Origin of the sequence: Lysobacter brunescens (genome assembly GCF_042677005.1) — a bacterium.
GTDB lineage: Bacteria > Pseudomonadota > Gammaproteobacteria > Xanthomonadales > Xanthomonadaceae > Lysobacter_I > Lysobacter_I brunescens.
In genome coordinates, this window is sequence record NZ_JBHTIF010000001.1 from 1 (window position 1) to 24,788 (window position 24,788).

The following is a 24,788-nucleotide window of genomic DNA, read 5'->3' on the forward strand; positions in this document are numbered from 1 at the left end:
CCGAGGCGCCCCCGAGCTGGGTGAAGGAGGAGTTGAACAGCCCGAGACCGGTTCCGGTGAAGACAGCAGCCATGGAGTAACCCTTTGATCCGTATGGGTGGGGGCGATATCCGCCCGCTCTGATACCTTCCTTGTCCGGACTACCGGGAAATTGTTTAGGGCCGATCGAAGGGATGGCGACAAACGGTCACGATGGGACACGGTCGACGGATCACGGCAAGGCGTGGCGACACGGCACGCCGGCTGCGGCCGCGACCAAGCCCCATAACGCGACGGGCCCGGCAATGCCGGGCCCGTCGGTGACACATCGAGCGATGGACGCCTCGATCAGAAGCGGTAATCCGCGCTGACGTACCAGAACGAACCCGGGAGGTCGTAGGTACCCGCGTCGTAGCCGTTAAGCGAGCAGGTCACGCAGATCGGCGGCTCCTTGCCGAACACGTTGTTGGCGCCAACCGACAGCCTCAGGCCTTCCAGCCAGAAGGCGTCCTTCCAGCCGAACTGGACGTCGTGGTACGTGGTCGCGCCAAGCGTGTTGGTCTGGCTCGGGTTGAGGCAGCCCGGCACGGCGGCGATGGTCGCGCTGGTGCAGTCCTCGGTGACGGCGTCGATGTAGCGCAGGCCGTAGGTGAAGTCGAAGTTGCCCTTCTTCCAGCCCAGCTGCAGGTTGCTCTGCCACTCGGGGATGGCGCTGTCACCCACTTCCACGCCGACCTGGCGCGACGAGGTCACGCCATCGCCGTCGACGGCCTTGTACTCGTTGACCCACACGGTCTGCAGCGAGGCGCTGAGGCTGCCGAAGCCCCATTCCGGGCTGAGCCAGTTGATCTTGAGATCGGCGCCATCGGTTTCCACGGTGCCGAAGTTCTGCAGGAAGTTGTTCGGCGGACGCAGGTTGCCGTTGGTCTGGCGGGTGAACGGCGAGCACAGGCGCGCGTCGGTGCCGCCCGCGGCGATGCACGAGTTCAGCAGGGTCTGGATGTCGCGCGACTGGATGGCGCCGTCGATCTGGTGGTTGTAGTAGCCGAACTCGACATCGAGCCTGCGCGACCACGACTTCTCTTCGGCCCAGCCCGGGCTGTAGACCAGGCCGACCGTCCAGCTGTCGGACTCTTCCGGATCCAGGTTCGGATTGCCGCCGGTGAAGGTGGTGATCTGGGTGTTGGCCTGCTCGAAGTTGTCAGGCACGCCCTGGGCCACGCACGCCGCTTCCAGGCCAGGCGAGACGCCGTTGGTGCGATCGACCACCGGCGAACCGGTCGGGCCGCAGGGATCGGTCAGCGTCGCGCCGAACTGGGTCAGGCCGTACAGCTCGCCGAGGTTCGGGGCGCGGAAACCGGTGGAGCGGGTGCCGCGGATCACCAGGTCCTCGATCGGCTGCCAGCGGAAGCCGAGCTTGCCGGTGAAGGCGTCGCCGAAGGTCGAGTAGTCGGACCAGCGGGCGGCGGCAGTGAGGTCGAGGCTGGCCAGGACCGGGAAGTTGAACTCGCCGTAGACTTCCTTGACGTTGTATTCGGCCGACACCGGCGCCGCGAACGAGTCCTGCGACTCGCCGGTCTGGCGCAGCGGATCCGGATCGAAGTCGCCCTGGTATTCGCGGTATTCGGCGCCGACGGCGAAGCCGGCAGTGCGGTCGCCGATGCTGAACAGGTCGCCCGACAGGTTGAACGAGAAGATGTCGAGGACCTGCGTGCTGGCGTCGCGCTGGTTCGTGCGGATCCAGTCGATCATCTGCTGGGTGAACGGACGGCCCTGTCCACCGAACAGGTCGAGCGGCGTGCAGCCCGGGGTCGCGGCGCACGCGGCCGGATCGCCCAGCGCGAGCTTGATCTTGGCGACGTTGTAGCCGTTGGTGAAGCGCTGCGTCGCCGAGTTGCGGCTGTGGATGTAGTTCGTATCCCAGCCGTAGCTGCGGTCGCCGATGTTGAACAGGCCGTCCATGCCCACGTTGAAATACCACGTGTCGACGTTCTGCGTGAACACGCGCGGACCGACTTCAAGCGGACGACGACCGATGAAGACGAAGTTGTTGTTCGCATCCAGCGCGAAGCCGAACGGGTTGAACGGATGGTTTGCCGGGATCGAGATCGTGTCGGCGATGCCGCCGGTACCGGCGCCGGGACCGACGAAGATCGGCTCGGGCGCGGCCTGGTTGCGCGACTGGCGGTTGTTGAACAGGCCCTTGAAATGCAGGCGGGTGTTCTCGGTCAGGTCGATGTTGATGTTGGCGAACAGCGACTTGCGCTCGCTCGGCGTCAGCATCAGGTTGTACGGCGCGAAGTTGAAGCGATCGGCGCCGGTGAACGGATGGTAGGTGCCGCCGCTCGGGTTGCCCGGGACGAACACCGGCACCGTGGTGCCGTTGTTGAGCGTGATGTTGTAGGAGGTGGTATTGGTCGGATCGTTGAACACGAAGCGACCCTGCGGCGTGCCCGAGCTGCAGGCGCCGAGGCCGGCTCCCGGCTGGCAGTTGGACGACTGGCCCCAGGAACCCGAGCTGATCTCGTCCTGCTCGTACCAGGTGGCGCCGAACACGCCGGTCCAGATGTCGCCGCCGGTGCCGAAGGTCAGCGAGAAGTCCTTGGTCTCGCCACCGCGGCTGTATTCGCCGTAGTAGCTGTGGAACTCGGCGCCCTTGAAATCCTTGCGGGTGATGATGTTGACCACGCCGGCGATGGCGTCGGAGCCATAGATCGCCGAGGCGCCGTCTTCGAGCACTTCGATGCGCTCGACGATGGCCAGCGGGATGGTGTTGAGGTCGGCGCTGCCGCTGACGCCCGAGGCCGAGGATTCGTTCACCCAGCGCACGCCGTCGACGAGGACGAGCACGCGCTGCGAGCCGAGGTTGCGCAGGTCGACCTGCGCGGAACCTGCGCCGATGCCGCCGCCGTCCGGCGGGTAGCCGAAGTTGCCCGAGGAGTTGAACTTTGCGTTCAGCGCCTTGCCGCTGGCGGGCAGCTGCTGGAGGATTTCAGCGACGCTCTTGGCGCCGGTCTGCTCGAGTTTGGCGCGGTCCAGCACCATGACCGGCTGTGCGGTGACGGCATTGGTCTGCTTGATGCGGCTGCCGGTGACACTGATGGTGTCCAGGTCCTGGCTCTGTTCCGCGTCCTGTGCGGCAGCCACCGTGGGCAGCGCGAGGAGCAGTGTCAGGTGGACCGCGGCCGTCAGGCGATTGCGGCGCAAGTTGCTCATTAACGTTCTCTCCGTGTGTCTAGTTTGGGTAACTGCTGAAGTCCTGTAGCTCGAATCGACATCAACGCGTGCGCACTACCCGGTCCCCCTCCCTGGGCAGCAACAGGGCTTTGTAAACAAATTGTGAAGCGGCAGCAAGGTGCCGGAGGTCAGGCCGGCTGGCCAGCGGCATCGACACGGCACCTGGCCCACATGCAGGACATGAAAATCAGCGACTTCGAACGCTCACGACGCGCCATACGCCATCGTGTCCAAGGGACATGCGCGGGCGCGGCGGTGCGATCGACGGCGAACCGACACGTCGATCGCGCGAACGAAGACGCACTGGCACAGGCGCGACAGCGCGTCTTCTGAGACAAGAATCACGAATCGCAGCACCTCGCTGGCACGACCAGCAAAGCGCGACGAGCGAGGCGCGACCGGCTAAGGCATCAGAGGATCTCTTCCGGCGTCCACTGCGGGATGTTGCCCTTCTGCCAGACCGCAGCGGCATCGTCGAGCAGCGAGGTCATGCTCCAGATGCCGCCCTGTGGCGTCGTGCCCGCCCAGATGCCGTTGAGCGTGGTGATGAGCGCGGCGAAGTCGGATTGCAGCTTGAGGTTTTCCGGGCTGGTCGGATTCGAGGTCGCGGTGCCCGGGTAGACGAGCACGGAGTCATCGAGACCCAGCGCCTGCACGTTGAGGAAGCGGCCGAAATGACTGAACTGCGCCTGCGAGGCCGGAACGGATCCGGTGCCGGCCGTCTGGTCCGCCGTCGGCACGCGGAATTCATCGGCGTTGAACGGCGCACTCGGCGGCGGCGACTGCGCCTGGCCTTCGCCCTGTTCGCAGATCACGTCGATCGCCGTGGAGAGGTCGTTGAAACTGGCGATGGTCTGCGTGAACGGCTGCGTGGCGAAGACGACCTGCTGGTGTGTCGTGGTCCACGGAATGCCCGGGGAAGCCAGTCGCGCCAGGGTCCGCAGCGCGGCGTACATCTGGCCGATCGAATGGTAGGGCGGCACGAGGCGACCGGCCTCGAATTCCGAGGGCACCTCGATGTCGAGCATCGTCGGTAGCGCCTGCAGGAGATTGCCGATGCGCGCATTGAGGATGCCGCTGTCGCCAGTGGCCGGATCGTTCGGATCGAGGATCGGCGTGCCGTCCGGGAACGCCGGCACGACACCGTAGACCGGCGCGGTGAAGTTCGGCGTGGTGCCGAGCGCGATGCACATGTTCGCGGCCAGCTGCAGATGCAGCATTTCCTCGGTGCAGACACTGAGCACGGCGGCGTAGGCGGCCTTGGACTTGTCGGTGGCGTTGGGTGCGTTCGGCGGGATGATCGAGGCCAGCGCGCTGAGGTAGAACGGAATGGTGTACAGCTCGACGGCGACAGCGACCTGGGCATGCACCTGGGCGGCGTTGAGCAGCAGGCTGGCGTTCTGCGGCGCGCGCGGCGCGGCAGCGAGGGCTGGCATGGACATCGATGGACTCCCTGTCGTGTGGATGGAGATGCGGAACGCGGCAAGGCCATGCCCGCGTTCCGTGCAAGGTATCGACGCACCGGCATCGCTGCGGGATCAGTCCGGAATCAGTCCCTGCAGGGCGACGGTAGCGACCAGGCGGCCGATGTCTTGCAATGCGCGGAATTCATGCGCGTCGTGCGTGCGCACGGCAAGGACCGACCTTCGCATGCATGCCGGCGACCGATTCCCTTGCGCGCTGTTTTTCCGTAACGTGATCGCCGGGGCCGCCACGCGTGGGCGGAGGGCATCCACGGTCTTCAGGGAGGAGTCCGATGAATGGCATGCGGATGCGTACGCTGTACATCGTGGCCATGCAGGCAGTCGCCATCGCCGCATCGATGCTGCTGGCAGGCTGCACGGCGGATGCGCGCCGGGAAGAGACCACGCGCCCTCGGGCCTCGTCGCCGGGTTGCGATGCGACCGGTGCCGACGGCAGCCGATTCTGGACCGACCTGTCGCCCGGCGATGTCGACGCGCGCGGCGAAGACTGCGCGATGCTGCGCTTCGCGCTGAACAACTTCCTGCATCTCGCCGCGAACGACCGACAGGGCCATCCGCGCTTCATGTCCTATGCGCCGTGGTACGAGGCGATCCCGCAGGACGGCGGCGCACCGCGCTGGCGCGACGGCTACAAGCCGCTGGCCACGCGCGCGCTGCGCAAGACCGCACGCGAGGGCCAGCCCGGCGACGGATTCGTGCTGATCGACGCGCACCATCGCCGCATCGGCTACGACGTGCGCGTGAACCGCAGCTACGTCGACTATCTCTCGCGTACCGGCCTGTATCGCGCCGATCGCCTGCAGGCCGCCGCGGATGCCTTCAAGGCCGATCCCGCGACCGGTGGCGTCTGGCTGCCGGCAGGCACGCGCGACACGCCCGGCGCCGTGAGCCTCAAGACGGCATGGCGCCGGTTCGGCGACGAGGCGCCCTGCCCCGCGCAGACGATGCACTGCGAGCGCGACGCGCAGGGCCGCGAGTGGGGGCTGATCGGCCTGCACCTGGTGCAGAAGACGCCGACGCTCGGCGAGATGACCTGGGCCACGTTCGAGCATGTGGCGAACGCGCCGGACTGCGCGCCCGGTGGCGCCGCGCCCATCGCGCCGCGTCCGCGCGATCCCGTCCACCCGGAGCGCACGCTCGCGGAGTGGAACCTGTTCGACTGGACGAGCTACCGCGCGCAGGGCGGCGATGGCGCGCGTTGTGCGGTGCCCGATGGCGCGTATCGCTACACCGTGGCAGCCGACGGTCAGACCCTGCAGGACCAGACCTGCGGCACGCCCTCGGCCACGCCGCTGTGCAACATCGATCCGCGCCGCAATGCCACCGACGTGGCCAGTGCAACTGCGCTGTCCGTCGATGGCGAATCGAACCCGGCCTACTCACGCATCAACGTCTGCCGCACGACGCAGCTCTCGCAGTGCACCGGCGACGGTTCGCCCGGCGATGCCGCCGCATGCCTCGATGCCTCGCTGCGCGCGAACTTTCCCGCGAATCTCGACGGCAAGTGGCGCTACTACCGGCTGATCGGCAACGCGTACATGGCCGGGCATGCGCCGGTGACCGGCTGCTTCCGCTACGACGACGGCCCGATGCTGACCACCACGCCGCCGCGATCGCGCTTCCCGAGCACCTGCAACGGCATCGACACCACGCCGCTGCGCGTGCGCGCCGGCGACACCGCGCTGGCCAACACCGCGATGGAGACCTGGATGCAGGCCGGCACCTGCCTGGTGCCGTCGCCCGGTGCGACACCCTTGATGGGCCGCGATTGCTTCGCATGCCATACGCCGTCGACAAATCCGCCAGGCTGGCCCTTCGGCATGGGCGACATGAGCTTCCTGTTCGACCGCGTGCCGGTCCCGGCTCCGGAGCCGTGACACCATGACCCAGGCATCAGCACGCTCAGGGCACTGCCTGCTGACGATCACCGACGATGGTTTCATCGACGGCACCGAGATGCTGGTCTTCAGTTTCCTGCGCCACAACCCGTGGTTCGCGGGCCGCATCCTGATCCTGGAAGGTGGCGCGCTTTCCGAAGCATCGAAAGCGCGGCTGCGCGTGCTGGCGCCGGTGGAATTCATCGCGCCCGGCGCGGACCTCGACGCGCGCGTCGCGTCGCTGACGCAGGCCATTCCCGCACTCAAGCGCGCCGGGCCTCGCTTCGCCTCGCTCGAAGCCTTCGGCTTGGTCGACTTCGAGCGTGTGGTCTACATCGACAGCGATGCCTTCGTCACCGGCGACCTGTCGCCGCTGTTCTTCGATGAAGGCCCATTGCTGGCCAGCCCCGACGGCAGCCGCTACGACGAGCTGCTTGGCGATGCCGATGCCGCGCGCGAATCCAACCGCCAGCGTTACGGCCTCGACCTGTCCGGATGCTTCAACAGCGGCGTGCTGTCGATCGGCGGCGAATGCCTGCGGCGCGAGGTGCGCGACGCGCTGGTCGCGAGCATCGATCCGGCGTTCTGGCGCGGTGTCGAGACCGTGGGCTGGACCGACCAGCTGATCCTCAACCGCCATTTCGCCGGGCGCGCCACCCTGCTCGACGGCCGCTGGAACTACATGCCGATCCTCGAAGCGAAAATCCGCCGCGCCCACCGCCTGCACTGCTTCGATGCGCGCATCGTGCACATGGCCGGGCGCTGCAAGCCATGGGAAACGCCGCCGGACGACCTGTTCGAGCAGGCGCCCGGGCTCGCGAAGTTCTACGAACTGTGGCAGCAGCTGCGTGCGCTGCTGCCCGGCGCCGCGGATGCGGCCAGCGACACCACCCGAGAAACACGCGGCCTGCAATCGGTGATGCGGCCGCGCACCGAACCGGAGCCGACACCATGAACAAGCTCGATGTCCCCTGCGCGCGCATGCCGATCGATGTCGGCGAATTCCAGACCGCCGTGTTCGACGGCTTCGACGGCCGCGAGCACGTCGCGCTGACGATGGGCGACCTCGACGCCGGCGAGGACGACGCGCGGCCGATCCTGGTGCGCCTGCATTCGGAATGCTTCACCGGCGACGTGCTCGGCTCGCGCCGCTGCGATTGCGGCGAACAGCTCGCAGAGTCGCTGCGGCGCATCGCGCAGGCCGGTCGCGGCGTGCTGCTCTACCTGCGCCAGGAAGGCCGCGGCATCGGCCTGCCCGAAAAACTGCGCGCCTACAACCTGCAGGACCAGGGCCTGGACACGGTGGACGCCAACGTCCGCCTCGGCCATCTGCCGGATGCGCGCGATTACGGCGTGGCCGCGCGGATCCTGCAGGCGCTGGGCATCGAGACGGTGCGCCTGCTCACCAACAACCCCGCCAAGGTCGACGGCCTGCGCGAACACGGCATCGAGGTCGTCGCGCGCGTGCCCCTCGTCATCGCGCCGCGTCCGCAGAACCGCGATTACCTGCAGACCAAGGCCGTGCGCATGGGACACATGCTCGATGCCCCGGCAGGCCACGACCCTGCGGTCGCGCCGGAACTGGAGCGGCTGTTCGCCCTGCTCGACCGAGCGCGCGTGCAGCCGTCGCCGACGCTGCCCTTCGTCACGCTCAGCTACGCGCAGACCCTCGACGGCTGCGCGGCGGCGACCAAGGACCGGCCGCTGGCGATCAGCTGCAGCGCCTCGCGCGCGTTCACGCATCGCATGCGCGCGGCGCACGACGGCATCCTGATCGGCATCGGCACCGTGCTCGCCGACAACCCGAGCCTCACGGTGCGCGACGCCACTGGCCCGGATCCGCAGCCGATCGTGGTCGACAGCCGTCTGCGCTTTCCGGTCGATGCGCGCCTGCTCAACCATCCGAATCGTCGCGTATGGATCGCGACCACGCACCACGCCGATCCGCTGCGCGTGCGTCGTCTCGAAGCACTCGGCGCCGAAGTGCTGATCGTGCCGACCGACGCCGCCGATCGCGTCGACCTCGCCGCGCTGTTCGCCATGCTCCGGCAGCGTGGCGTGCGCAACCTGATGGTCGAAGGTGGCGGCCGCATCCTCACCCAGGTCGTGAACCAGCGTCTGTTCGATCTGCTGGTGCTGACCGTGGCGCCGCTGATGGTCGGCGGCGTGCCCGCGTTCGCACCGAACCAGGGCCTGCTGCACCACCAGCACACGCGGATCGCGCAACCGCACTACCTGCCGATCGGCCAGGACCTGGTGGTCTGGGGCGAGCCGCAGCGCGAGGACATGCGCGTCGAGGCGGTGTCATGAGCGGCGCGCCTTTCATCTATGCGGTGCTCGATACCCGCGATCGTTTCGACGATCGCGCGCTGGCCGAACGCTGCCGCGAACTGACCTTCGCCTGGTCCCGCTGGTCGTACGCTGGTCCGATCCTCGAAGACGCGGACCCAGACCGCCTGCTTGCACGCGCCGCCGAATCGGGCGCACGCCATTGCCTCGTGCAAGCCTGCGGCCATCTGGTCGTGGAGCGATTGCGCCCGAAAGGCGCCGAAGCACCGGAGCTGGTCAACGTGCTGATCCGCGCGCTCGGCGACGACGCGTGGCTGGTCGGACGCCGGCTCGCCGAAGACACGGTGCACGACAGCTGCTGGCTGGTCGATCTCGAACGCTGGCAGGCGCTGGGTCGTCCACGTCTCACGCGCGTCGGCGGCACGCAGCAGCTGATGGCCGCGACCGATGCAGGCATCGCCGATGCGCCCGACGATGCGCTGCGCTGCAGTCGCGACCTCGAACCGCATCGCCCTTCGCATGCGCAGGCATTGCGCGCGACGCCGGGCGCGGTGGACGACGCGACGCTGGAACGCCCGCTCGCCGAGTTCGTCGCCTCGCTGGCGCGCACGCTCGACCAATGCCAGCGTGGCGTGTTCATCTGGAACCTCGAAAGCTACGACGACATCGTCGTCGCGGATCCCGAACCGCTGGCCTCGCTGGCCTGTGTCGCCGCCGGCTTCAAGCCCGATGCGATCCTGCGCCGGCATGGCTTCACCGATGCCACCGAGCTGACCTTCTTCGACTACAGCGCCGACGCGCTCGACTTCCGGCGCATGCTGGTCGAACAGTGGGACGGCCGTGACCTGCCCGGCTTCCTCTGGCCGCGCCTGCAGCCGGACGCCACGCACTACTGGCTGACCTCCACTGCGCGCGGCGACGCCCCGGCACGCGACGAGCTGGAGCGACTGTGGGCACGCGAACTCGACGACTGGGGCGGTGCCGATGCCTTCGCCGCGCACTGGCGCGCGACGCGCGGCCTGCGCCATCGCTATGTCGAAGTCGATCTGCTGCGCGCGCCGGAACGCGCGATCGGCACCCCGCCGCCCGGACCTGCAGCGGTGTGGTGGAGCAACGCGTTCTCGTCCGTGCACGCGCTGTGGCACCTGCGCCACGCCGAGCGCGAAGCCGCGTTCGCGCGCTGGATCGACGCCATCGCGCAGCGTGCGCCACAGGCCTGGCTGCTCGGTGCCGACGCGAACAACAGCCCGGTCGGCGGCATCCGCGCCGGCGACTACGCGCGCCGACTCGCCGAGTGGCGCGGCGGCATCCACGAACCGCTGCGCGTCGGCGACGCCGCGATCCGGTTCTGATCCTCCCCATGATGCAGAGGCGACCATGACCACCACCGACGCCATCGCACCGCTCGCCCCCGCGCATCGCGCCTGCGACGAAGGCGCACAAACGGACGCAGCGCCCTTCGTCTTCCACCGTCATCGTGGCCCGGTGACCACCGCGACCTGGATCCCTGGCACCCAGCGCATCCTCACCGCCGCATACGACGGCGCGATCGCGCGTTTCGATCTCGACACCGACGAGGTCACGCTGTTCGGCCACCACGATCACCTCGCGAACCGCGTCGTCGTCTCCGACGACGGCCTGCGCGCGGCCTCGGTGTCGTCGGACTACAGCGTCATCGTCTGGGACGCACGCACCGGCCAGCGCCTGCTGCGACTGATCGGGCACAGCGACGATGTCGAGGATTTCTGCTTCATCGGCGCGCACATGGGCGCCTCGGTGTCGCGCGACCGCCGCATCCTCGTCTGGGACCTGCGCAGCGGCGCGATCGTCCGCGCGATCGAAGGCCACGAGCGCGACGTGCTCAGCATCTGCGCTGACGAGCGCCATCTCTACACCTCCGGCGACGACAGCACGCTGCGCGTGTGGGACATCGCCAGCGGCCGCCAGGTGCGGATGTGGGGACCGTTCGAGACCGAGACCGACACCTGCGCCATCGACCCGCGCCACGGCCGTGTGGTGCTGGGCTGCGACGACGGCTGCATTCGCGTCTTCGCGATCCACAGCGGCGACCTGCTCGCGGTGATCCCCGCGCACCGTTCCGGCATCAAGAAGGTCGCCTGTTCGCCGATGGACGGTGCGATCCTCAGCGCCGCCTACGACCAGGCGATCCACCTGTGGAGCGGCCACGACTTCAGCCATCGCCTGCGCCTGGAAGCGCGGCCGCGCCAGTGGGAACGCTCGTTCAACTGGTCGAGCGACGGTGCGCATGTCGTCGCCGGCACCTTCGACGGCACGGTACTGGTCTGGCGCGCCGACGACGGCGCCTTCGTCACCGAACTGGGCGCGTCGCAGGGCACGCTCGGCAACGACTGCTTCAACGACATCGCCGCCGTCGACGACCGGAGCTTCGCCACCGTGAACGATGCCGGCCACTTGCGCATCGGCCGTTTCGACACGCAGGGCGGACGCTGGATCGCCCAGGCCGCGCCCGGCAACGGACGCATGCTGATGAACGCGGTGACCAGTCGCGATGGCGGTCGCCGCGTGGTCTGCGGCGCGCACGACCAGCACCTGCACGTCTTCGAGCGCACAGGCGACACCGACCTTCGCGCCGCCACCTGGCACCATCTCGGCGAAGGCCCGATCAATTGCGTGCGCGGCACCACGCCGGCACACGGCGAGGATGCGCTGTTCGTCGCCTGCTATTCCGGTGCGATCGTGCGCACCGCGCCCGACGGCACACCGCTGACGCGCTTCGCCCATCACGCCAATGCGGTCAAGGCATTGCGCCTGCATCCAACGCAGCGGGTCGGCGTGAGCTGCAGCGCCGATGGCGTGATGACGTCCTGGGATTTCGATGGCAGCCTGCGGCACCGCTTCGCCGGCCACACCGCGATCATCGACGATCTCGACCTCGATCCCACCGGCGAGTTCCTTGCCAGTACCGGCCGCGACTTCCACCTGCTGGTCTACCGGCTGGAGGACGGCGTGCTGCTCGACGCCTTCGACCTGGGTCGCCGTTCGCCCAAGGGTCTGTGCTTCCTCGACCGCGACACCGTGGTCGTCTCGAACTACTGGGGCGAACTGCTGCGCATCGACCTGCCGACCCGGACGATCCTGCGCCGCGCGATCGCCGCGAACGGGATCAGCGCGGTGGCGCGCGCCGATGCCGAAGGCACGCACCTGCTGGCCTCGTCCTACGACGGCGCCTGCTACCGCGTGCGCAGCGACACGCTCGAGGTCGTCGGCACCCTGCGCGCGATGCAGCAGCGGCCCGCGCCGCAGCGTGACTGAGCACATGACGGAACGCTTGCCCGCTGCGCCGCGTCGGTTCGTCATCCTCGCTGCGCGGCGCAGCGGCAGCAACCTGCTGTGCTCGCTGCTCGGCAGCCATCCCGAGGTCCGCTGCCACCACGAACTGTTCAACCCGAACGGCATCTTCACCGTACTGGACGAGCGCGAGGAGACCACGACGGCCGATGCGCTCGCCGCGCGCGACCGTGATCCGATCGGCTTCCTCGACCGCATCTGGAGCGACGCGCGCGGTGCACGGGCGATCGGCTTCAAGATGACGCCGGAGCAGGCGCCGGAGGTGCTCGCGCATGTGCTCGCCGACGCCGGCATCGCCAAGATCGTCCTGCGCCGGCAGAACGCGCTGCGTCGGCTGGTGTCCGAGCGCATCGCCGGCATCACCGGCCGGTGGGAAGCCTACGACGACGCATCGCCGCTGGCGCGTCCGCGCGTGCATGTCGAGGCCGACGAACTCGCCGAACACGCCGCGCGCGTCGACGCCTTCCATGCCGGCATCGACGCCGCCCTGCTGCGCAGCGGCCAGGCAGCGCTGTCGCTGCGCTACGAATGCCTGTTCGACGCCGACGAACAGGCGCGACTGCTCGCCTTCCTCGACCTGCCGCCACATCCGCTGCGCACGCGCAGCATCCACCAGAACCCCGAACCGCTGGACGAGCTGATCGACAACGCGCGGGCTCTGCGCCGCGCGCTCGCCGGCACGCCGCTGGCCCACGTGTTCGACTGATCCCTATTCGACTGATCCTCTACCCCCGCCGAGGCCGACGCATGCGCGTGCTTTTCCATCCCGAATTCCCGACCATGGAGGGCTACACCCTGGTCGCGCTGCTGCACGAACTCGACTGGCAGGGAGTGCTGTCGGCAGACGAAGGCTTCGACATCGCCGTGCACTGGGCCGACCGCACCTGGATGGACGCCGACCCGCTGCTCGACGCGCTCGCCGCGCGCATGCCGGTGTGGAACATCGACTGCACCGACATCAGCAAGCGCCACGTCGATGCCGTGCAGCGCGCGATCTTCGGCCATGGCGCGGAAGTCGATCCGCGCACCTGGCACGGCCGCTGCGCGGTGAAGGCCGACGAGAACGCGCGCGGTCGCGGCGGCGTGGTCGACTGCCCGATCGACGACCCGGACCCGCGCATGGTCTACCAGCGCCTGATTCCCTGTACCGAGCAGGGCCGCACCGTGAACTACCGGGTGCCGGTGATCGCCGGGACCCTGCCGCTGTGCTACGTGCTCGATCGCGCGCCGATCGTCGAGCATCTCAAGACCGAGGCCACCGCCTGCCGCCTGGTCGAGACCGCCGACCTGTTCAGCGAAGACGAGCAGCACGCGATCCTCGCCTTCTGCGACGCGCTCGGCCTGGATTTCGGCGAGCTCGACGTGCTCCGCGACGACGCCGACGGCCGCCTCTACATCATCGACGCCAACAAGACGCCCGCCGGCATGGGCATCGCCTACCGCCACCGCTGGACGCCCGCGCAGCGCCGCGAAGCCCTGCGTCGGCTGGCGGAGGCGTTCGCGCGGGCAGTGGCGGAGGGCAGGCCGGTTCGTCGTCGCCAGCCCGGGGGCGGTGGCTGAACCGTCACCATTCCGTGACTGACCTCACGGGCGGCCTTCGCTATAGTCCGCCCATGAAACTCCCCCTTCTTGCCGCTGGTGCGGCCCTGGGCGCGGCGCTGTTCGCCACGCCGACCGCCACACCCCGCCAGCAGGCCGACGCCGGCCCGCGCAATGGCACACCCGGCCGCGCCCTGCCCGGCCCTGCCAGCACCCCGATCCTGATCGGTAGCGCCGCCGAACTCGCCAGCGCACGCGCCGCCATCGAAGCCGCCGAACGCGGCACGCCCGACGATGCCCCGCTGGCCGCCACGCATCCGCTGGCCGGCTGGGTCGAATACGCGAGCCTGCGCCGCCGCATCGACACCCTGCCCACCTCGGTCGCCGAAGACTTCCTGCAGCGCCATCGCGGCGACGCCGTGGGCGAGACCTTCCGCGAGCAGTGGCTGGCGGCCCTGGCCCGCCGCGAGGACTGGCCGACCTTCCGCGCCACCTGGGCACCGACGGTGAAATCCGCCGCCCTGCGCTGCGCGAACCTGAACGCGCGACAGGCCCTCGGCCAGACCGATGCCGACTGGACCGCCGATGCGCAGGCCCTGTGGCGCGGCAGCGGCAAGGCCCTGCCGAACGAATGCGACGCGCCGATGGCCGTGCTGGCCTCGCGTGGCGGCCTGCCCCCGGCGCTGCGCTGGGAGCGGATCGAGAAGGCCGCCGCCGAATGGCAGCCCGCGGTGATGCGCGCGGCGGCGCGCGGCCTGCCCGCCGAGGAGTTCGCGCTGGCCAACGACTACGCCGCCTTCATCGATGCACCGCACGACCGTGCCCTGGCCTGGCCGAAGACCGCGCGCAGCCGGCTGATCGCCTCGCACGGCCTCGCGAAACAGGCCAAGGCCTCGCCGCGCTCGGTCGACACGCAACTGCCGAAGTTCACCGAAGCCCTGGGCCTCAACGACGCCGAGCGCGGTCGCGCGCTCTACCAGGCGGCGCTGTGGACCGTGGCCTCGTACGAAGCGGATTCGGCCTGGCGACTGAACGCCGTGCCCGACGTGGCCTACGACGAGAAGCTCCACGAGTGGCGGGTGCGCGAAGCCATGGCGCGTTCGGACTGGAAGGCAGCCCTCGCCGCGATCCGCAGGATGGGCGACAAGCAGCGTCGCGATTCGCGCTGGCGCTATTTCGAAGCGCGCCTGCTGGAGATCGACGGCGACAAGACCAACGCACGCATCCTCTATGCCGACGCGGCGACCAAGCCGGAGTTCCACGGCTTCCTCGCCGCCGACCGCATCGGCGCGCCCTACGCGCTGTGCCCGATCGAACCGAAGGCGGACTTCACCGCGAAGTCGGCGGTGGCGCGCGATCCGGCGATGCAGCGCGCGATGCAGCTGTACCGCATCGAACGCGGCGCCTGGGCCGAACGCGAATGGAACGAGGCGCTGGCGCGCTTCAGGCCGCAGCAACGCATCCACGCAGTCGAGATCGCCCAGGACAACGGCTGGTTCGACCGCGGCGTGTTCGGCCTGGTCAACGTCGGCGGCAAGTCGTATCCGGACGAACTGCGCCTGTACCACCTGCGCTTCCCGCTCCACCACGACGACACGATCCGTCGCGAGGCGGCGAAGCACGGCATCGACCCGACCTGGGTCGCTGCGGAGATCCGCGCCGAAAGCGTGTTCAACCCGAAGGCGCGCTCGCATGCCGACGCGCGCGGCCTCATGCAGGTGCTGCCCAGCACCGGCGCCGGCGTCGCCAAGCGGCTGGGCCTGCCCTGGCGCGGCGGCGACAGCCTGTACGAATCGGACTTCAACATCCAGCTCGGCACCGCCTACCTGCGCGAGCTGGAAGACAAGTACGGCCAGACCTACGTCGCCATCGCCGCCTACAACGCCGGCCCCGCACCGGTCGCACGCTGGCAGTCGCAGCGCCCGGGCATGGACGCGGATTTCTGGATCGAGACGATCAGCTACAAGGAAACCCGCGACTACGTGGCGCGCATCCTCGCCTTCAGCGTGATCTACGACTGGCGCCTGAACCGCAACGCGATGCCGATCACCGACCGTCTGGCGGGGCGCATGGTCGACACCCGCAAGCCCTTCACCTGCCCGCTGCCACCGGACCTGCCGGAGGCGCCGGCCGCGCAACCCGGGCCAGCCGCGAAACCGGCCGCCAAACCGACACCGACCCGCACGCGCGGGAAGCCGAACTCCGAACGCTGATCCGCTGCACTCCACACCGAGGACACCAACGATGGGCCTGCTCGACGCACTGCTCGGCCACGCCGGCGAAAAGAAGATCGACGACCTGCACGAGGAATTCGCACCGCTGCTGGCGCCGGGCGAGACCCTGCAGCGCGCGTTCGCGCTGATCCGCGACCTGATCGTCTTCACCGACCGCCGCCTGATCCTGGTCAACAAGCAGGGCGTGACCGCGAAGAAAACCGAATACCGCAGCATTCCCTACCGCGCGATCACCATGTTCTCGCTGGAAACCGCCGGGCATTTCGACCTGGAGTCGGAACTGCGCATCTGGCTGTCCGGCCAGCCCGCGCCGATCGAGCTGCACCTGGGCCGCAACTCCGGCGCCCAGCAGATCGTGGCGCTGATGGCGCAGCACGCGCCGAAATAACCCGCCCCCCTGTAGAGCGGAGCTTGCTCCGCTCACGCCTTGTCCGGGGACCATCGCGCGGAGCTTGCGCCGTCGCTTTTCCCCGGCACCCTTTCCCTCCGGAAACATCGAGCGGAGCAAGCTCCGCTCTACAATCGACGCATGAAGACCTATCTCGTCGGCGGCGCGGTGCGCGACGCCCTGCTCGGCCTGCCCTGCGGCGACCGCGACTACGTGGTCGTCGGCGAAACGCCCGAATCCATGCTCGCCGCCGGCTTCCAGACCGTGGGCAAGGATTTCCCCGTGTTCCTGCATCCGGAGACGGGCGAGGAATACGCGCTGGCGCGCACCGAGCGCAAATCCGCGCGTGGCCATCGCGGATTCGTCGTCCACGCGTCGCCCGAGGTCACGCTGGAGGACGACCTGGTCCGCCGCGACTTCACCATCAATGCCATCGCCCGGACCCCGGACGGCACCCTGGTCGACCCGTACCACGGCGCGCGCGACCTGCAGGATCGCGTGCTGCGCCATGTCGGCCCGGCCTTCGTCGAGGATCCGCTGCGGGTGCTGCGCGCTGCGCGATTCATGGCCCGCTTCGCCGCGCTGGGCTTCAGCGTCGCCCCCGAAACGATGGCGCTGATGCGCACGATGGTCGCCGACGGCGAGCTGGGCGAACTGACCGCCGAACGCGTCTGGAAGGAACTGGCCGGCGCCCTGCGCACGCCGCGTCCGTCCGCATTCCTGCGCACCCTGCGCGACTGCGGCGCGCTCGCGGTCGTGCTGCCGGAAGTGGACGCGCTGTACGGCGTGCCGCAGCGCGCCGAATACCACCCGGAAGTCGACACCGGCGTCCACATCGAGATGGTCTGCGACATGGCCGCGCAGCTTGCGCCGGGCGACGACCTGATCGGCTTCGCCGCGCTCACCCACGACCTCGGCAAGGCCCTGACCCCGCCGGACGTGCTGCCCAAGCACATCCACCACGAGGAACGCGGCGTCGAACCGCTGCTCGCGCTGTGCGAGCGCCTGCGCATCCCGGTCGACCACCGCAACCTCGCGGTCGCGGTCTGCCGCGAGCACATCAACGTGCATCGCCTGATGGAGCTGCGCAACATCAGCGTCCACGACCTGATCGCACGCTGCGACGGTTTCCGACAGCCGCAGCGCATCGCCCAGATCGCGCTGGCCTGCGAAGCCGACAAGCGCGGTCGCGGCGGCATGGCCGAATCGGACTATCCGCAGGGTCCGGAACTGGTGCGCCTGCACGCCGCCGCGATGACGGTGCGGGGTGCCGACGTGATGCGCCCGGGCATGGACGGCCCCGCCGTCGGCGAAGCCCTGCGCCGCGCGCGCGGTGAAGCGATCGGCCGGGCGCGCAAGCCCGCCGAAGCGAGCTGAGCGCGACTCACTCCACGCGCACGCCGTGCGCGCGCATCGCCGCGATCGCGACATCCACCATCGACGGCTGGCCGAGCGCGACCCAGGCCTTCACCGGGTCCGGCTTGCACTTGCCAGCGAGGTAGGTCTCGATGCGACACGCCGAGGGCACGAGGATCGCACGGGGAATGTCGGTCGCGGACGACAGGCTGCCCGAGATGAATGCCCGTCCCGGGCGCAGCGTGTACAGCGCCGCAGGCGCGCGGCCGATGTCGGCCAGCACTTCAGTCTCATCGATGCTTTGCCGGCCTTCACCGACGCCGAACAGGCGGTAGTTCTCCAGCCAGTTGCGGCTGCTCTTCGTCGCGAGCTTCACCGACTTCGGCGCGGCGAGCACATGCAGGTCCAGCGCTTTCAGGCGCTGGTCGAACGCGGCGAGCACCTGCACCCGCGACGACCGGCAATCGCCGACGCCCCAGCGCGGATCGAACTCGGCGCCGGCGAGGATGCAGTAGAAGACCACCACGCCGTGGTCGCAGGTGTTCTCGATGCGATGGAAACGCTCGCCATCGGCGTTGGCGTCTGTCCGGTCGATGCGCAGGCAGGTCCGTGCATCCGGCACGGCGTCCGCGCCCTCGCGCGTGGCGGCACGGGTCTCGGCGAGCCCGAGGATGCAGGCGAGCAGCAGGCAGGCCGCGACCAGCACGATGCGCCAGACCTGCAGCGAGGTCGTGCGCACCTGCCGACGCGGACGCTCTTCGCTCATTCCCGCGTGTCGAAGCGAAGCAGGGCGTCGCGCAGGGGCGTCAGCTGGATCGCGAGCCCCGCGATCACGCCGAGCGTGTTCGCCAGCGCGTCGGCGCGATCCATCATCCGCGTCGTGGTCAGCGCGCCCTGCGCGTACTCCAGGCCGATGCCCATGAACACCAGGGCCATGCCTACGACCACCAGCGAACGCCAGCGCGGATACAGCTGCACCGCACCGGCGGCGAGCAGCGCATAGGCCAGGAAATGCTCGAGCTTGTCGCTGTGTTCGGGCAGCTCGCCGAGATCCGGCACCGGCGTCAGCGACAGCACCACCACCGCAGCCACGGCGGCGCACCAGAGCATCGACCACAGCAGCGGCCGACGAAAGGGTTTCAGCGAACGCCCGAAACGATAGCCGGTCACAGGCGGAAACTCAGGTCGCCGACGAGAAAGGCGTGGGCCAGGCTGACATCGCGCGAGAAGCCGATGAGCTGGAAACGCTCGCCCATCTCGCCCGGCAGGGTCAGCTTCTTCGCCTGCTGGCGCAGCGCGTGGCGGGCGATCTCATCCGCGCAGCGCGCTTCATGGTCGGCCAGGCGCTGGTCCAGGCCGTTGCCGAGCAGGAAACTGGCCTGCGAGCAGTAGCCATCGAACTCGAAGCCGGCGCCGGTGCCGGCTTCGGCCAGCGCGGTGAAGTCCACCGATACGGTCAGATCCTGCAGGCCGACGCGCGCGAACACGTCGTCGCTCATGCGGTGGCGATGGAAGGCACGCAGGGTGCCGTCGACGCGGCGCGGGTCGTAGTACTCGCGACGCGGATAGCCGTAATCGGCGAACAGCATCGCCCCCGACTGCAGGCCGCCGATCACCGCCTGCACCCAGTACGGCAGCTGCGGCAGCAGTTCGGAGCGGTAGCCTTCGGGGAAGGCATGCTCGCACTGGCGCTCGACATGGCGCACGGCCGCCGAGAGCAGCGCATCGGCGGGACGGTCGATGCGCACGAAGCGCCCGCCCTCGCCGACCGCGACATGCTCCTCGTGGATTTCGCCGTCGATCACCGCGAAACGCGAGGTCGGCAGCGCGTCGATCACCTCGTTGGCGAACACGACGCCGTTCCAGGGCGTGTTGATCGGTGTCTGCGGCCATTCGACGCGCGCGAAGACATCGGCCGGCAGCGACGCGCGCAGGCGTTCGCGCTGGCGTTCGCGCAGGTCGGCGCTGGGTTCGAGGATGGCGTAGCGCGCCGGCATCGCGCCGGTGGCCACCAGGCGGGCGATCGCGGCTTCGGCGAAGGCACCGGTGCCGCCACCGATCTCCATGAACGTCGCGTCTGCGCCCAGCGTGCGCAGCGGCGGGGACAGCGCATCGGCCACGCATTCGGCGAACAGCGGCCCGAGTTCCGGCGCGGTGACGAAATCGCCGCCGGGGCCGAGCTTGGTCGCGCCGGCACTGTAGTAACCCAGTCCCGGCGCGTACAGCGCCAGCTCCATGAAACGCCAGAAGGGCAGCGCGCCGCCGTTGCCGGCGATCTGCTCCCGGATCAGGGCCGCGAGTCTGCCGCTGTGGGCCTGTGCGTCGGGATCGAGCTCGTCGTCGGGGTGCATTCGGCCACTCCGTGGGGGTGGCACAGGATAACCCGCGAGGCCGTACCGCCGGGATCGTGCGGGCTCAGTCCCTTGGCGTCTGCGCCCCGGTCTGCTGGCGCATTTCCTCGCGGATCCTGCGCCGCGCGAACCACCACAGGTAGCCGCCGAGGAAGACGATGAAGCCCAGACCGCCCAGGGTCATCCAGCCGACGGGCTTGGCGAACAGTTCGGACACGATGGGGTGCATGGCGCGGCTCCGCGATGAGGGATGAAGGAGGGGGACGATGGATGCCGCCAGCCTGCGCCGGCCCCGGGCGACCGTCGTTGACTATGGTCAAATGGCGTCCGCACCGCATACCGGACCCCTGCATGACCTCGCCCGGCACCTCCGTTTCCGACACCCGCCCCGTCGCCCTGGTCACCGGCGCCGCGCGCCGCCTCGGCGCCGCCATCGCCCGACGCCTGCACGCAGCCGGCCACGACCTCGCCCTGCACTATCGCGACTCCGCCACGGCGATGCAGGCGCTGGCCGCCGAACTCGACGCCATCCGCCCCGGCAGCGTACTCAGCCTGCAGGCCGAACTCGCCGACGCCGACGCGCTGCCCGACCTCGTCGACGCCACCGTGGCGCGCTTCGGCCGGCTGGACGTGCTGGTCAACAACGCCTCGGCGTTCTCGCCCACGCCGCTGGGCACGATCACCGTCGCCGACTGGGACACCCAGTTCGCGACCAACGCCCGCGCGCCGCTGCTGCTGGCCCAGGCCGCTGCCCCCCACCTGCGCACCACGCGCGGCGCCATCGTCAACCTGGTCGATCTCTACGCCGAGCGCCCGCTGCGCGACCACGCCGTGTACTGCATGAGCAAGGCGGCGCTGGTCGCCGGCACGCGCGCGCTGGCGCTGGAGCTGGCCCCGGACGTGCGGGTGAACGCGATCGCGCCGGGCGCGATCCTGTGGCCGGAAGAAGGCAAGCCGGAGGCGGCCAAGGCTGCGATGCTCGCACGCACCCCGCTGGCGCGCGTCGGCAGCGAGCACGACATCGCCGAAGCCGTGCTCTGGCTGGTGCAGGGCGCCGGCTACACCACCGGCCACGTGCTGCCGGTGGACGGCGGACGCCTGCTGCCGAGCTGAGCCCGGCGCGGAACACCCGGGCTTCGATCAGCGCTTGGGCGAGAACGCCTGTTCCAGCGCCATGCCCTGGAAGGCGGCCGGGGTTTCGTTCGACACGGCGTAGCGGTACAGCGCGGCCGAATAGATGCCGCTCAGCGCGGCCTGGGTGACGCCCAGCACCAGCAGCGCGATCACCACGACCACCGCCACCGTGATGCCTGCGGCCGGTGCGGCCTGCCAGGCGGCGATCGAGAGCACGATGCCAACCAGCATCACCAGCACGAAGATCAACCCGAACGCGGCACCGATGCCGACGTTGCCGATGGCGTTCTCGCCCCAGGTCTTCTTCAGCAGCGCGATGCTTTCCTTCAGCGCATCGATCGGACCGATCTCGCGGTTGACCAGCACCGGCACGACCAGGAAGGTCGCCAGCGTCCACGCCGCGCCCAGGCCGCTGCCGATCAGACGGACGATGATGTTGTTGTCGCGGTTCTTGAGCGACTGCAGGATCAGGCCGACCGTCGCGGCGATCGCCGCATAGCCCAGGATCGCGGGCAGGCGCGAGCGGGCGATGCGCAGGCCGTCGGAGACGGTCGGGTCGCCGCCTTCGAGGCGGATCGTCGCCGCGCCGACCAGCGCGCTGTTGAAGAAGATGATGACCGTGTACTGGCAGAAGTAGAAGGCGAAGCCGACGACCGCGCCGACCACGTTGAAGCCGTTCTCGAACAGCTTCAGCATGAACACCGGCAGCGCGAAGGTCGCCAGCACCAGCAGCGTCGCCAGCGACGACAGGATCGGGAACAGCATCAGTTCCTTGTCGGAACGCAGCACCGATGCGCTGGCCTTCACCAGGTCCCAGCTGCGGGAAAACTTCTCGAACATCGCGGCGCCCTCCCCGGACGACTGTGGTCGGGGCCATCCTGCGCCTGCGACCAGGCGCCGGCAAGCGCTGGAAGTCACCCGTGTCGGTCGGGCACCGGCACCAGGACGGGATCGAACGCCGCCTCGCAGGCGACCTCGCGCTCGGCCGAATCCGCCCAGAGCGCAGTGAGCGTGCGCCCGCTGCGCGGATCGACGAAGTCCGGCGCGATCTCGGCCAGCGGTCGCAGCACGAAGGCATGCTTCAGCTCGTCGCGCGGCAGTTGAAGATGTCCCGGCCCGGACAGCACCAGGTCGTCGAAGAACACGATGTCGATGTCCAGCGGCCGGTCGCCGAAGCGCGGCCCGCTGCGGTCGCGGCCGTGGGCATCCTCCAGCGCGTGCAGCCAGTCGTTCAGCGCGAACGGGTCCAGGTCGCTCTCGACCACCGCCCCCGCGTTGAGGAAGTCCGGCCCGTCGAACCCGACCGCCGGGAACCGGTAGACCATCGACATCGCCACGTCGCCGAAGCGTTCGCGCAGCGCCGCGAACGCGGAACGGAGGTTGCGCTCGGCATCGATGTTGCTGCCGAGGCTCAAGAGCGCCTTGCTCGAAGTTTTCGACACGTCATGCCACCCTGTTCGCAGATCGATGCCACGCAGCCGACGCAGCCCTGTCGAGGAGGCGTCCAGCGCCAGCTCGCGCATGGCCTTGAAGTCGAAGATCCGCCAGCGCCCCGGGTCCGTCGCCACCAACGCGACGACAGCCTTCCGGAGGTACGACGAACGCGGATGCAAGACAGGCGGAGAGCCCGTGCAGTCGACGAGCACGTAACGGAAGGTCTGCTGTGCGATATCGAAGTTCTGCGGAATCGCGATGCCCGACGCCCGACAGAACGCGACGACTTTGTCGCGACGATTCCACTTCCATGTCGTCATCTCAGGCGCGACTGCGCTCGATGATCACGCCCACCGCGCGCGCGCCGCGCACCGCGCCGGGCTTGCTCAGCTTCAGGCGCACGTGGGACACCGCGAATTCGGCCAGGATGATCTCCGCGCAACGCTCGGCCAGCGTCTCGACCAGGCCGAACGAGGATTGCGAGACGTATTCGATCAGGCGCTTGCTCACCGCCTTGTAGTCCAGCGTGTCGACGATGTCGTCGCTGGCCGCCGGCCTGCGGTTGTCGAAGGCCATCTCGATGTCGAACCACAGCGGCTGGCGGATGCGGCGCTCCCAGTCGTAGATGCCAATCAGCGCCTCGATCTCGAGGGCTTCGATGAAGACCTTATCCATGGGTGACTCCGGTTTCGACGGCGGGCAAGGTTGCCATATCCCAGCGCGGCGTGACGAACACCGACGGCCCGGCGCGCTCGCCGGCTTCGAGGCGCAGGGCACCCGCGAAGGCGATCATCGCGCCGTTGTCGGTGCACAGTTCGGGACGCGGGAAGCAGACCCGGCCGCCGCGCTTCGCCGCCATCGCCCGGAGCTTCTCGCGCAAGCGGGTGTTCGCGCCGACGCCGCCCGCGACCACCAGCACCTTCGAGCCGGTGGCGTCGAGCGCGCGTTCGCATTTGATCGCCAGGGTGTCGACCACTGCGTCCTCAAAGCTGCGCGCAATGTCGGCGCGGGTCGAGTCGCTCTGGTCGGAATCGCGCCAGGCCAGAAGCACCTGGGTCTTGAGGCCGCTGAAGCTGAAATCCAGCCCGGGCCGGTCGGTCATCGGCCTCGGGAACTTGAACCGGCCCGGCGTGCCGGTCTGGGCCAGCGCCGCCAGCTGCGGGCCACCGGGATACGGCAGGCCCATCAGCTTGGCTGACTTGTCGAAGGCCTCGCCGGCGGCGTCGTCCAGGGTGTCGCCGAGCAGCCGGTAGCGGCCGATGGCATCCACCGCGACCAGCTGGCTGTGCCCGCCGGAGACCAGCAGGGCGACGAACGGGGCCTGCGGAGGGTCATCCTCCATCAGCGGCGCCAGCAGGTGGCCTTCCATGTGGTGCACGCCCACCGCCGGCAGGTCCAGCGCCCAGGCCAGCGATCGCGCCACGCCCGCGCCGACCAGCAGCGCTCCGACCAGCCCGGGCCCGGCGGTGTAGGCCACGCCGTCGAGGTCGCGCGTGGTCAGGTCGGCCTCGGCCAGGGTCTGGCGGATCAGCGGCAGCAGCTTGCGCACGTGGTCGCGGCTGGCCAGCTCGGGCACCACCCCGCCGTATTCGGCGTGCAGGGCGATCTGGCTGTAGACCGCATGCGCCCGCAGGCCGGCCGCGCCCGGCAGGGCGGTGTCGTAGACGGCGACGCCGGTTTCGTCGCAGCTGGATTCGATGCCGAGGACTTTCACGGAAGGGGGATTTTCGAAGCGGGGCCGCAGTTTACCGCGCCCGGCGCCCGGAACTGCCCCTGCGAACTTGCGCCGGAGCCATGGTCGCCGCTATCATGCGCGGCTCGCCCGGTCTGCCGGGCCCGGTCGTGTGCGATCCAGTCGCATCAGCCCGGCCCTTCGGCCGGAATCCCAACTTCGAGACTCCTATGCCCAGCGTCAAAGTCCGCGAAAACGAGCCCTTTGAGTTTGCCCTGCGTCGCTTCAAGCGCACCTGCGAGAAAGCCGGCGTCCTCGCCGAAGTCCGCAAGCGCGAGTTCTACGAAAAGCCGACCCAGGAGCGCAAGCGCAAGGCGGCTGCGGCTGTGAAGCGCCAGGCCCGTCGCAGCTCGCGCGACGTGACCAAGCGTCAGCGCCTGTTCTGATCGACACCGTCCGATCGGACGGTTCGGTTCAGCAGTCC

At 69.3% G+C, this 24,788-nt stretch carries 22 protein-coding genes; 12 read left to right on the forward strand and 10 right to left on the reverse strand.

Annotated features, from left to right (window positions below; all coding sequences use genetic code 11):
* Window positions 1–327: 327 nt before the first annotated feature.
* Window positions 328–3,195, reverse strand: a complete 2,868-nt coding sequence (locus tag ACFQ0E_RS00005) for a TonB-dependent receptor plug domain-containing protein (RefSeq protein ID WP_386821623.1) — start codon at window positions 3,193–3,195, stop codon at window positions 328–330.
* A gap of 431 nt (window positions 3,196–3,626) precedes the next feature.
* On the reverse strand, window positions 3,627–4,658 hold the full coding sequence (locus ACFQ0E_RS00010) for a ferritin-like domain-containing protein (RefSeq protein WP_386821624.1): 1,032 nt from the start codon (window positions 4,656–4,658) through the stop codon (window positions 3,627–3,629).
* Between the two features lie 314 nt (window positions 4,659–4,972).
* Between ACFQ0E_RS00010 and ACFQ0E_RS00015 the strand changes: the two genes are divergently transcribed.
* The 10 genes from ACFQ0E_RS00015 to ACFQ0E_RS00060 all read left to right on the forward strand — a co-directional run bounded on the left by ACFQ0E_RS00015 (window position 4,973) and on the right by ACFQ0E_RS00060 (window position 17,734).
* Window positions 4,973–6,577, forward strand: coding sequence for a hypothetical protein (locus tag ACFQ0E_RS00015; RefSeq protein WP_386821626.1), 1,605 nt, complete (start codon window positions 4,973–4,975; stop codon window positions 6,575–6,577).
* Between the two features lie 4 nt (window positions 6,578–6,581).
* The gene (locus ACFQ0E_RS00020; RefSeq protein WP_386821627.1) at window positions 6,582–7,532 is read left to right on the forward strand and encodes a glycosyltransferase family 8 protein; all 951 of its coding nucleotides are present in this window, start codon (window positions 6,582–6,584) and stop codon (window positions 7,530–7,532) included.
* Window positions 7,529–8,887 (forward strand): GTP cyclohydrolase II, encoded by a 1,359-nt coding sequence (gene ribA, locus ACFQ0E_RS00025; RefSeq protein WP_386821629.1) that lies wholly within the window; start codon window positions 7,529–7,531, stop codon window positions 8,885–8,887. The genes ACFQ0E_RS00020 and ribA overlap by 4 nt, the downstream gene beginning before the upstream one ends.
* Complete coding sequence (locus tag ACFQ0E_RS00030) at window positions 8,884–10,218, forward strand: hypothetical protein (RefSeq protein WP_386821630.1); 1,335 nt, start codon at window positions 8,884–8,886, stop codon at window positions 10,216–10,218. The genes ribA and ACFQ0E_RS00030 overlap by 4 nt, the downstream gene beginning before the upstream one ends.
* A 25-nt stretch (window positions 10,219–10,243) precedes the next feature.
* A complete protein-coding gene (locus tag ACFQ0E_RS00035; protein ID WP_386821632.1) occupies window positions 10,244–12,160 on the forward strand; it encodes a WD40 repeat domain-containing protein in 1,917 nt (638 codons plus the stop codon).
* Between the two features lie 4 nt (window positions 12,161–12,164).
* Entirely contained in the window at window positions 12,165–12,902 is a 738-nt protein-coding gene (locus ACFQ0E_RS00040; RefSeq protein ID WP_386821633.1) for a hypothetical protein, read from the forward strand.
* A 41-nt stretch (window positions 12,903–12,943) separates the two neighbouring features.
* A complete protein-coding gene (locus tag ACFQ0E_RS00045; protein WP_386821634.1) occupies window positions 12,944–13,756 on the forward strand; it encodes a hypothetical protein in 813 nt (270 codons plus the stop codon).
* A 53-nt stretch (window positions 13,757–13,809) separates the two neighbouring features.
* Complete coding sequence (locus ACFQ0E_RS00050) at window positions 13,810–15,948, forward strand: lytic transglycosylase domain-containing protein (protein ID WP_386821636.1); 2,139 nt, start codon at window positions 13,810–13,812, stop codon at window positions 15,946–15,948.
* 31 nt (window positions 15,949–15,979) lie between these two features.
* Window positions 15,980–16,357 (forward strand): PH domain-containing protein, encoded by a 378-nt coding sequence (locus ACFQ0E_RS00055; RefSeq protein ID WP_137850088.1) that lies wholly within the window; start codon window positions 15,980–15,982, stop codon window positions 16,355–16,357.
* Between the two features lie 141 nt (window positions 16,358–16,498).
* Window positions 16,499–17,734, forward strand: a complete 1,236-nt coding sequence (locus ACFQ0E_RS00060) for a multifunctional CCA addition/repair protein (protein ID WP_386821638.1) — start codon at window positions 16,499–16,501, stop codon at window positions 17,732–17,734.
* 7 nt (window positions 17,735–17,741) lie between these two features.
* Here the strand turns inward: ACFQ0E_RS00060 and ACFQ0E_RS00065 are convergent, their stop codons facing one another.
* The 4 genes from ACFQ0E_RS00065 to ACFQ0E_RS00080 form a co-directional block, all read right to left on the reverse strand.
* Window positions 17,742–18,479 (reverse strand): hypothetical protein, encoded by a 738-nt coding sequence (locus tag ACFQ0E_RS00065; protein ID WP_386821640.1) that lies wholly within the window; start codon window positions 18,477–18,479, stop codon window positions 17,742–17,744.
* Window positions 18,476–18,823: a VanZ family protein gene (locus tag ACFQ0E_RS00070; protein WP_386823976.1), complete on the reverse strand. Its 348-nt coding sequence runs from the start codon at window positions 18,821–18,823 to the stop codon at window positions 18,476–18,478. Before ACFQ0E_RS00070 ends, ACFQ0E_RS00065 begins: the two co-directional genes overlap by 4 nt.
* 56 nt (window positions 18,824–18,879) lie before the next feature.
* On the reverse strand, window positions 18,880–20,064 hold the full coding sequence (locus ACFQ0E_RS00075) for a class I SAM-dependent methyltransferase (protein WP_386821641.1): 1,185 nt from the start codon (window positions 20,062–20,064) through the stop codon (window positions 18,880–18,882).
* A 64-nt stretch (window positions 20,065–20,128) separates the two neighbouring features.
* Entirely contained in the window at window positions 20,129–20,293 is a 165-nt protein-coding gene (locus ACFQ0E_RS00080) for a hypothetical protein (protein WP_386821643.1), read from the reverse strand.
* Between the two features lie 122 nt (window positions 20,294–20,415).
* On the opposite strand from ACFQ0E_RS00080, the gene ACFQ0E_RS00085 reads away from it, so the two are divergent.
* Window positions 20,416–21,177 (forward strand): pteridine reductase, encoded by a 762-nt coding sequence (locus ACFQ0E_RS00085; RefSeq protein WP_386821645.1) that lies wholly within the window; start codon window positions 20,416–20,418, stop codon window positions 21,175–21,177.
* A 27-nt stretch (window positions 21,178–21,204) separates the two neighbouring features.
* On the opposite strand, the gene ACFQ0E_RS00090 is transcribed toward ACFQ0E_RS00085, so the two are convergent.
* The 4 genes from ACFQ0E_RS00090 to tsaD all read right to left on the reverse strand — a co-directional run bounded on the left by ACFQ0E_RS00090 (window position 21,205) and on the right by tsaD (window position 24,346).
* Window positions 21,205–22,038 carry a DUF6159 family protein gene (locus tag ACFQ0E_RS00090; RefSeq protein WP_386821647.1) on the reverse strand — a complete coding sequence of 278 codons (834 nt, stop codon included), beginning with the start codon at window positions 22,036–22,038 and terminating at the stop codon, window positions 21,205–21,207.
* A gap of 74 nt (window positions 22,039–22,112) precedes the next feature.
* Window positions 22,113–22,640: a 2-amino-4-hydroxy-6-hydroxymethyldihydropteridine diphosphokinase gene (gene folK / locus ACFQ0E_RS00095; protein ID WP_386821649.1), complete on the reverse strand. Its 528-nt coding sequence runs from the start codon at window positions 22,638–22,640 to the stop codon at window positions 22,113–22,115.
* A gap of 313 nt (window positions 22,641–22,953) precedes the next feature.
* Window positions 22,954–23,307, reverse strand: coding sequence for a dihydroneopterin aldolase (gene folB / locus ACFQ0E_RS00100; protein WP_386821650.1), 354 nt, complete (start codon window positions 23,305–23,307; stop codon window positions 22,954–22,956).
* On the reverse strand, window positions 23,300–24,346 hold the full coding sequence (gene tsaD / locus ACFQ0E_RS00105; protein WP_386821651.1) for a tRNA (adenosine(37)-N6)-threonylcarbamoyltransferase complex transferase subunit TsaD: 1,047 nt from the start codon (window positions 24,344–24,346) through the stop codon (window positions 23,300–23,302). Before tsaD ends, folB begins: the two co-directional genes overlap by 8 nt.
* Before the next feature lie 188 nt (window positions 24,347–24,534).
* Between tsaD and rpsU the strand changes: the two genes are divergently transcribed.
* On the forward strand, window positions 24,535–24,750 hold the full coding sequence (gene rpsU, locus ACFQ0E_RS00110) for a 30S ribosomal protein S21 (RefSeq protein WP_137850099.1): 216 nt from the start codon (window positions 24,535–24,537) through the stop codon (window positions 24,748–24,750).
* Window positions 24,751–24,788 lie beyond the last annotated feature (38 nt).

Coding starts and splice junctions, on each gene's coding strand:
- ACFQ0E_RS00010 (WP_386821624.1), bottom strand. CDS start 4,658: ATGTCCATGCCAGCCCTCGCTGCCGCGCCGCGCGCGCCGCAGAACGCC.
- ACFQ0E_RS00060 (WP_386821638.1), top strand. CDS start 16,499: ATGAAGACCTATCTCGTCGGCGGCGCGGTGCGCGACGCCCTGCTCGGC.
- ACFQ0E_RS00085 (WP_386821645.1), top strand. CDS start 20,416: ATGACCTCGCCCGGCACCTCCGTTTCCGACACCCGCCCCGTCGCCCTG.
- ACFQ0E_RS00070 (WP_386823976.1), bottom strand. CDS start 18,823: ATGCTCTGGTGCGCCGCCGTGGCTGCGGTGGTGGTGCTGTCGCTGACG.
- ACFQ0E_RS00090 (WP_386821647.1), bottom strand. CDS start 22,038: ATGTTCGAGAAGTTTTCCCGCAGCTGGGACCTGGTGAAGGCCAGCGCA.
- ACFQ0E_RS00045 (WP_386821634.1), top strand. CDS start 12,944: ATGCGCGTGCTTTTCCATCCCGAATTCCCGACCATGGAGGGCTACACC.
- ribA (WP_386821629.1), top strand. CDS start 7,529: ATGAACAAGCTCGATGTCCCCTGCGCGCGCATGCCGATCGATGTCGGC.
- ACFQ0E_RS00080 (WP_386821643.1), bottom strand. CDS start 20,293: ATGCACCCCATCGTGTCCGAACTGTTCGCCAAGCCCGTCGGCTGGATG.
- ACFQ0E_RS00005 (WP_386821623.1), bottom strand. CDS start 3,195: ATGAGCAACTTGCGCCGCAATCGCCTGACGGCCGCGGTCCACCTGACA.
- ACFQ0E_RS00050 (WP_386821636.1), top strand. CDS start 13,810: ATGAAACTCCCCCTTCTTGCCGCTGGTGCGGCCCTGGGCGCGGCGCTG.
- ACFQ0E_RS00015 (WP_386821626.1), top strand. CDS start 4,973: ATGAATGGCATGCGGATGCGTACGCTGTACATCGTGGCCATGCAGGCA.
- rpsU (WP_137850099.1), top strand. CDS start 24,535: ATGCCCAGCGTCAAAGTCCGCGAAAACGAGCCCTTTGAGTTTGCCCTG.
- ACFQ0E_RS00040 (WP_386821633.1), top strand. CDS start 12,165: ATGACGGAACGCTTGCCCGCTGCGCCGCGTCGGTTCGTCATCCTCGCT.
- ACFQ0E_RS00075 (WP_386821641.1), bottom strand. CDS start 20,064: ATGCACCCCGACGACGAGCTCGATCCCGACGCACAGGCCCACAGCGGC.
- folB (WP_386821650.1), bottom strand. CDS start 23,307: ATGGATAAGGTCTTCATCGAAGCCCTCGAGATCGAGGCGCTGATTGGC.
- ACFQ0E_RS00035 (WP_386821632.1), top strand. CDS start 10,244: ATGACCACCACCGACGCCATCGCACCGCTCGCCCCCGCGCATCGCGCC.
- ACFQ0E_RS00065 (WP_386821640.1), bottom strand. CDS start 18,479: ATGAGCGAAGAGCGTCCGCGTCGGCAGGTGCGCACGACCTCGCTGCAG.
- ACFQ0E_RS00055 (WP_137850088.1), top strand. CDS start 15,980: ATGGGCCTGCTCGACGCACTGCTCGGCCACGCCGGCGAAAAGAAGATC.
- ACFQ0E_RS00020 (WP_386821627.1), top strand. CDS start 6,582: ATGACCCAGGCATCAGCACGCTCAGGGCACTGCCTGCTGACGATCACC.
- ACFQ0E_RS00030 (WP_386821630.1), top strand. CDS start 8,884: ATGAGCGGCGCGCCTTTCATCTATGCGGTGCTCGATACCCGCGATCGT.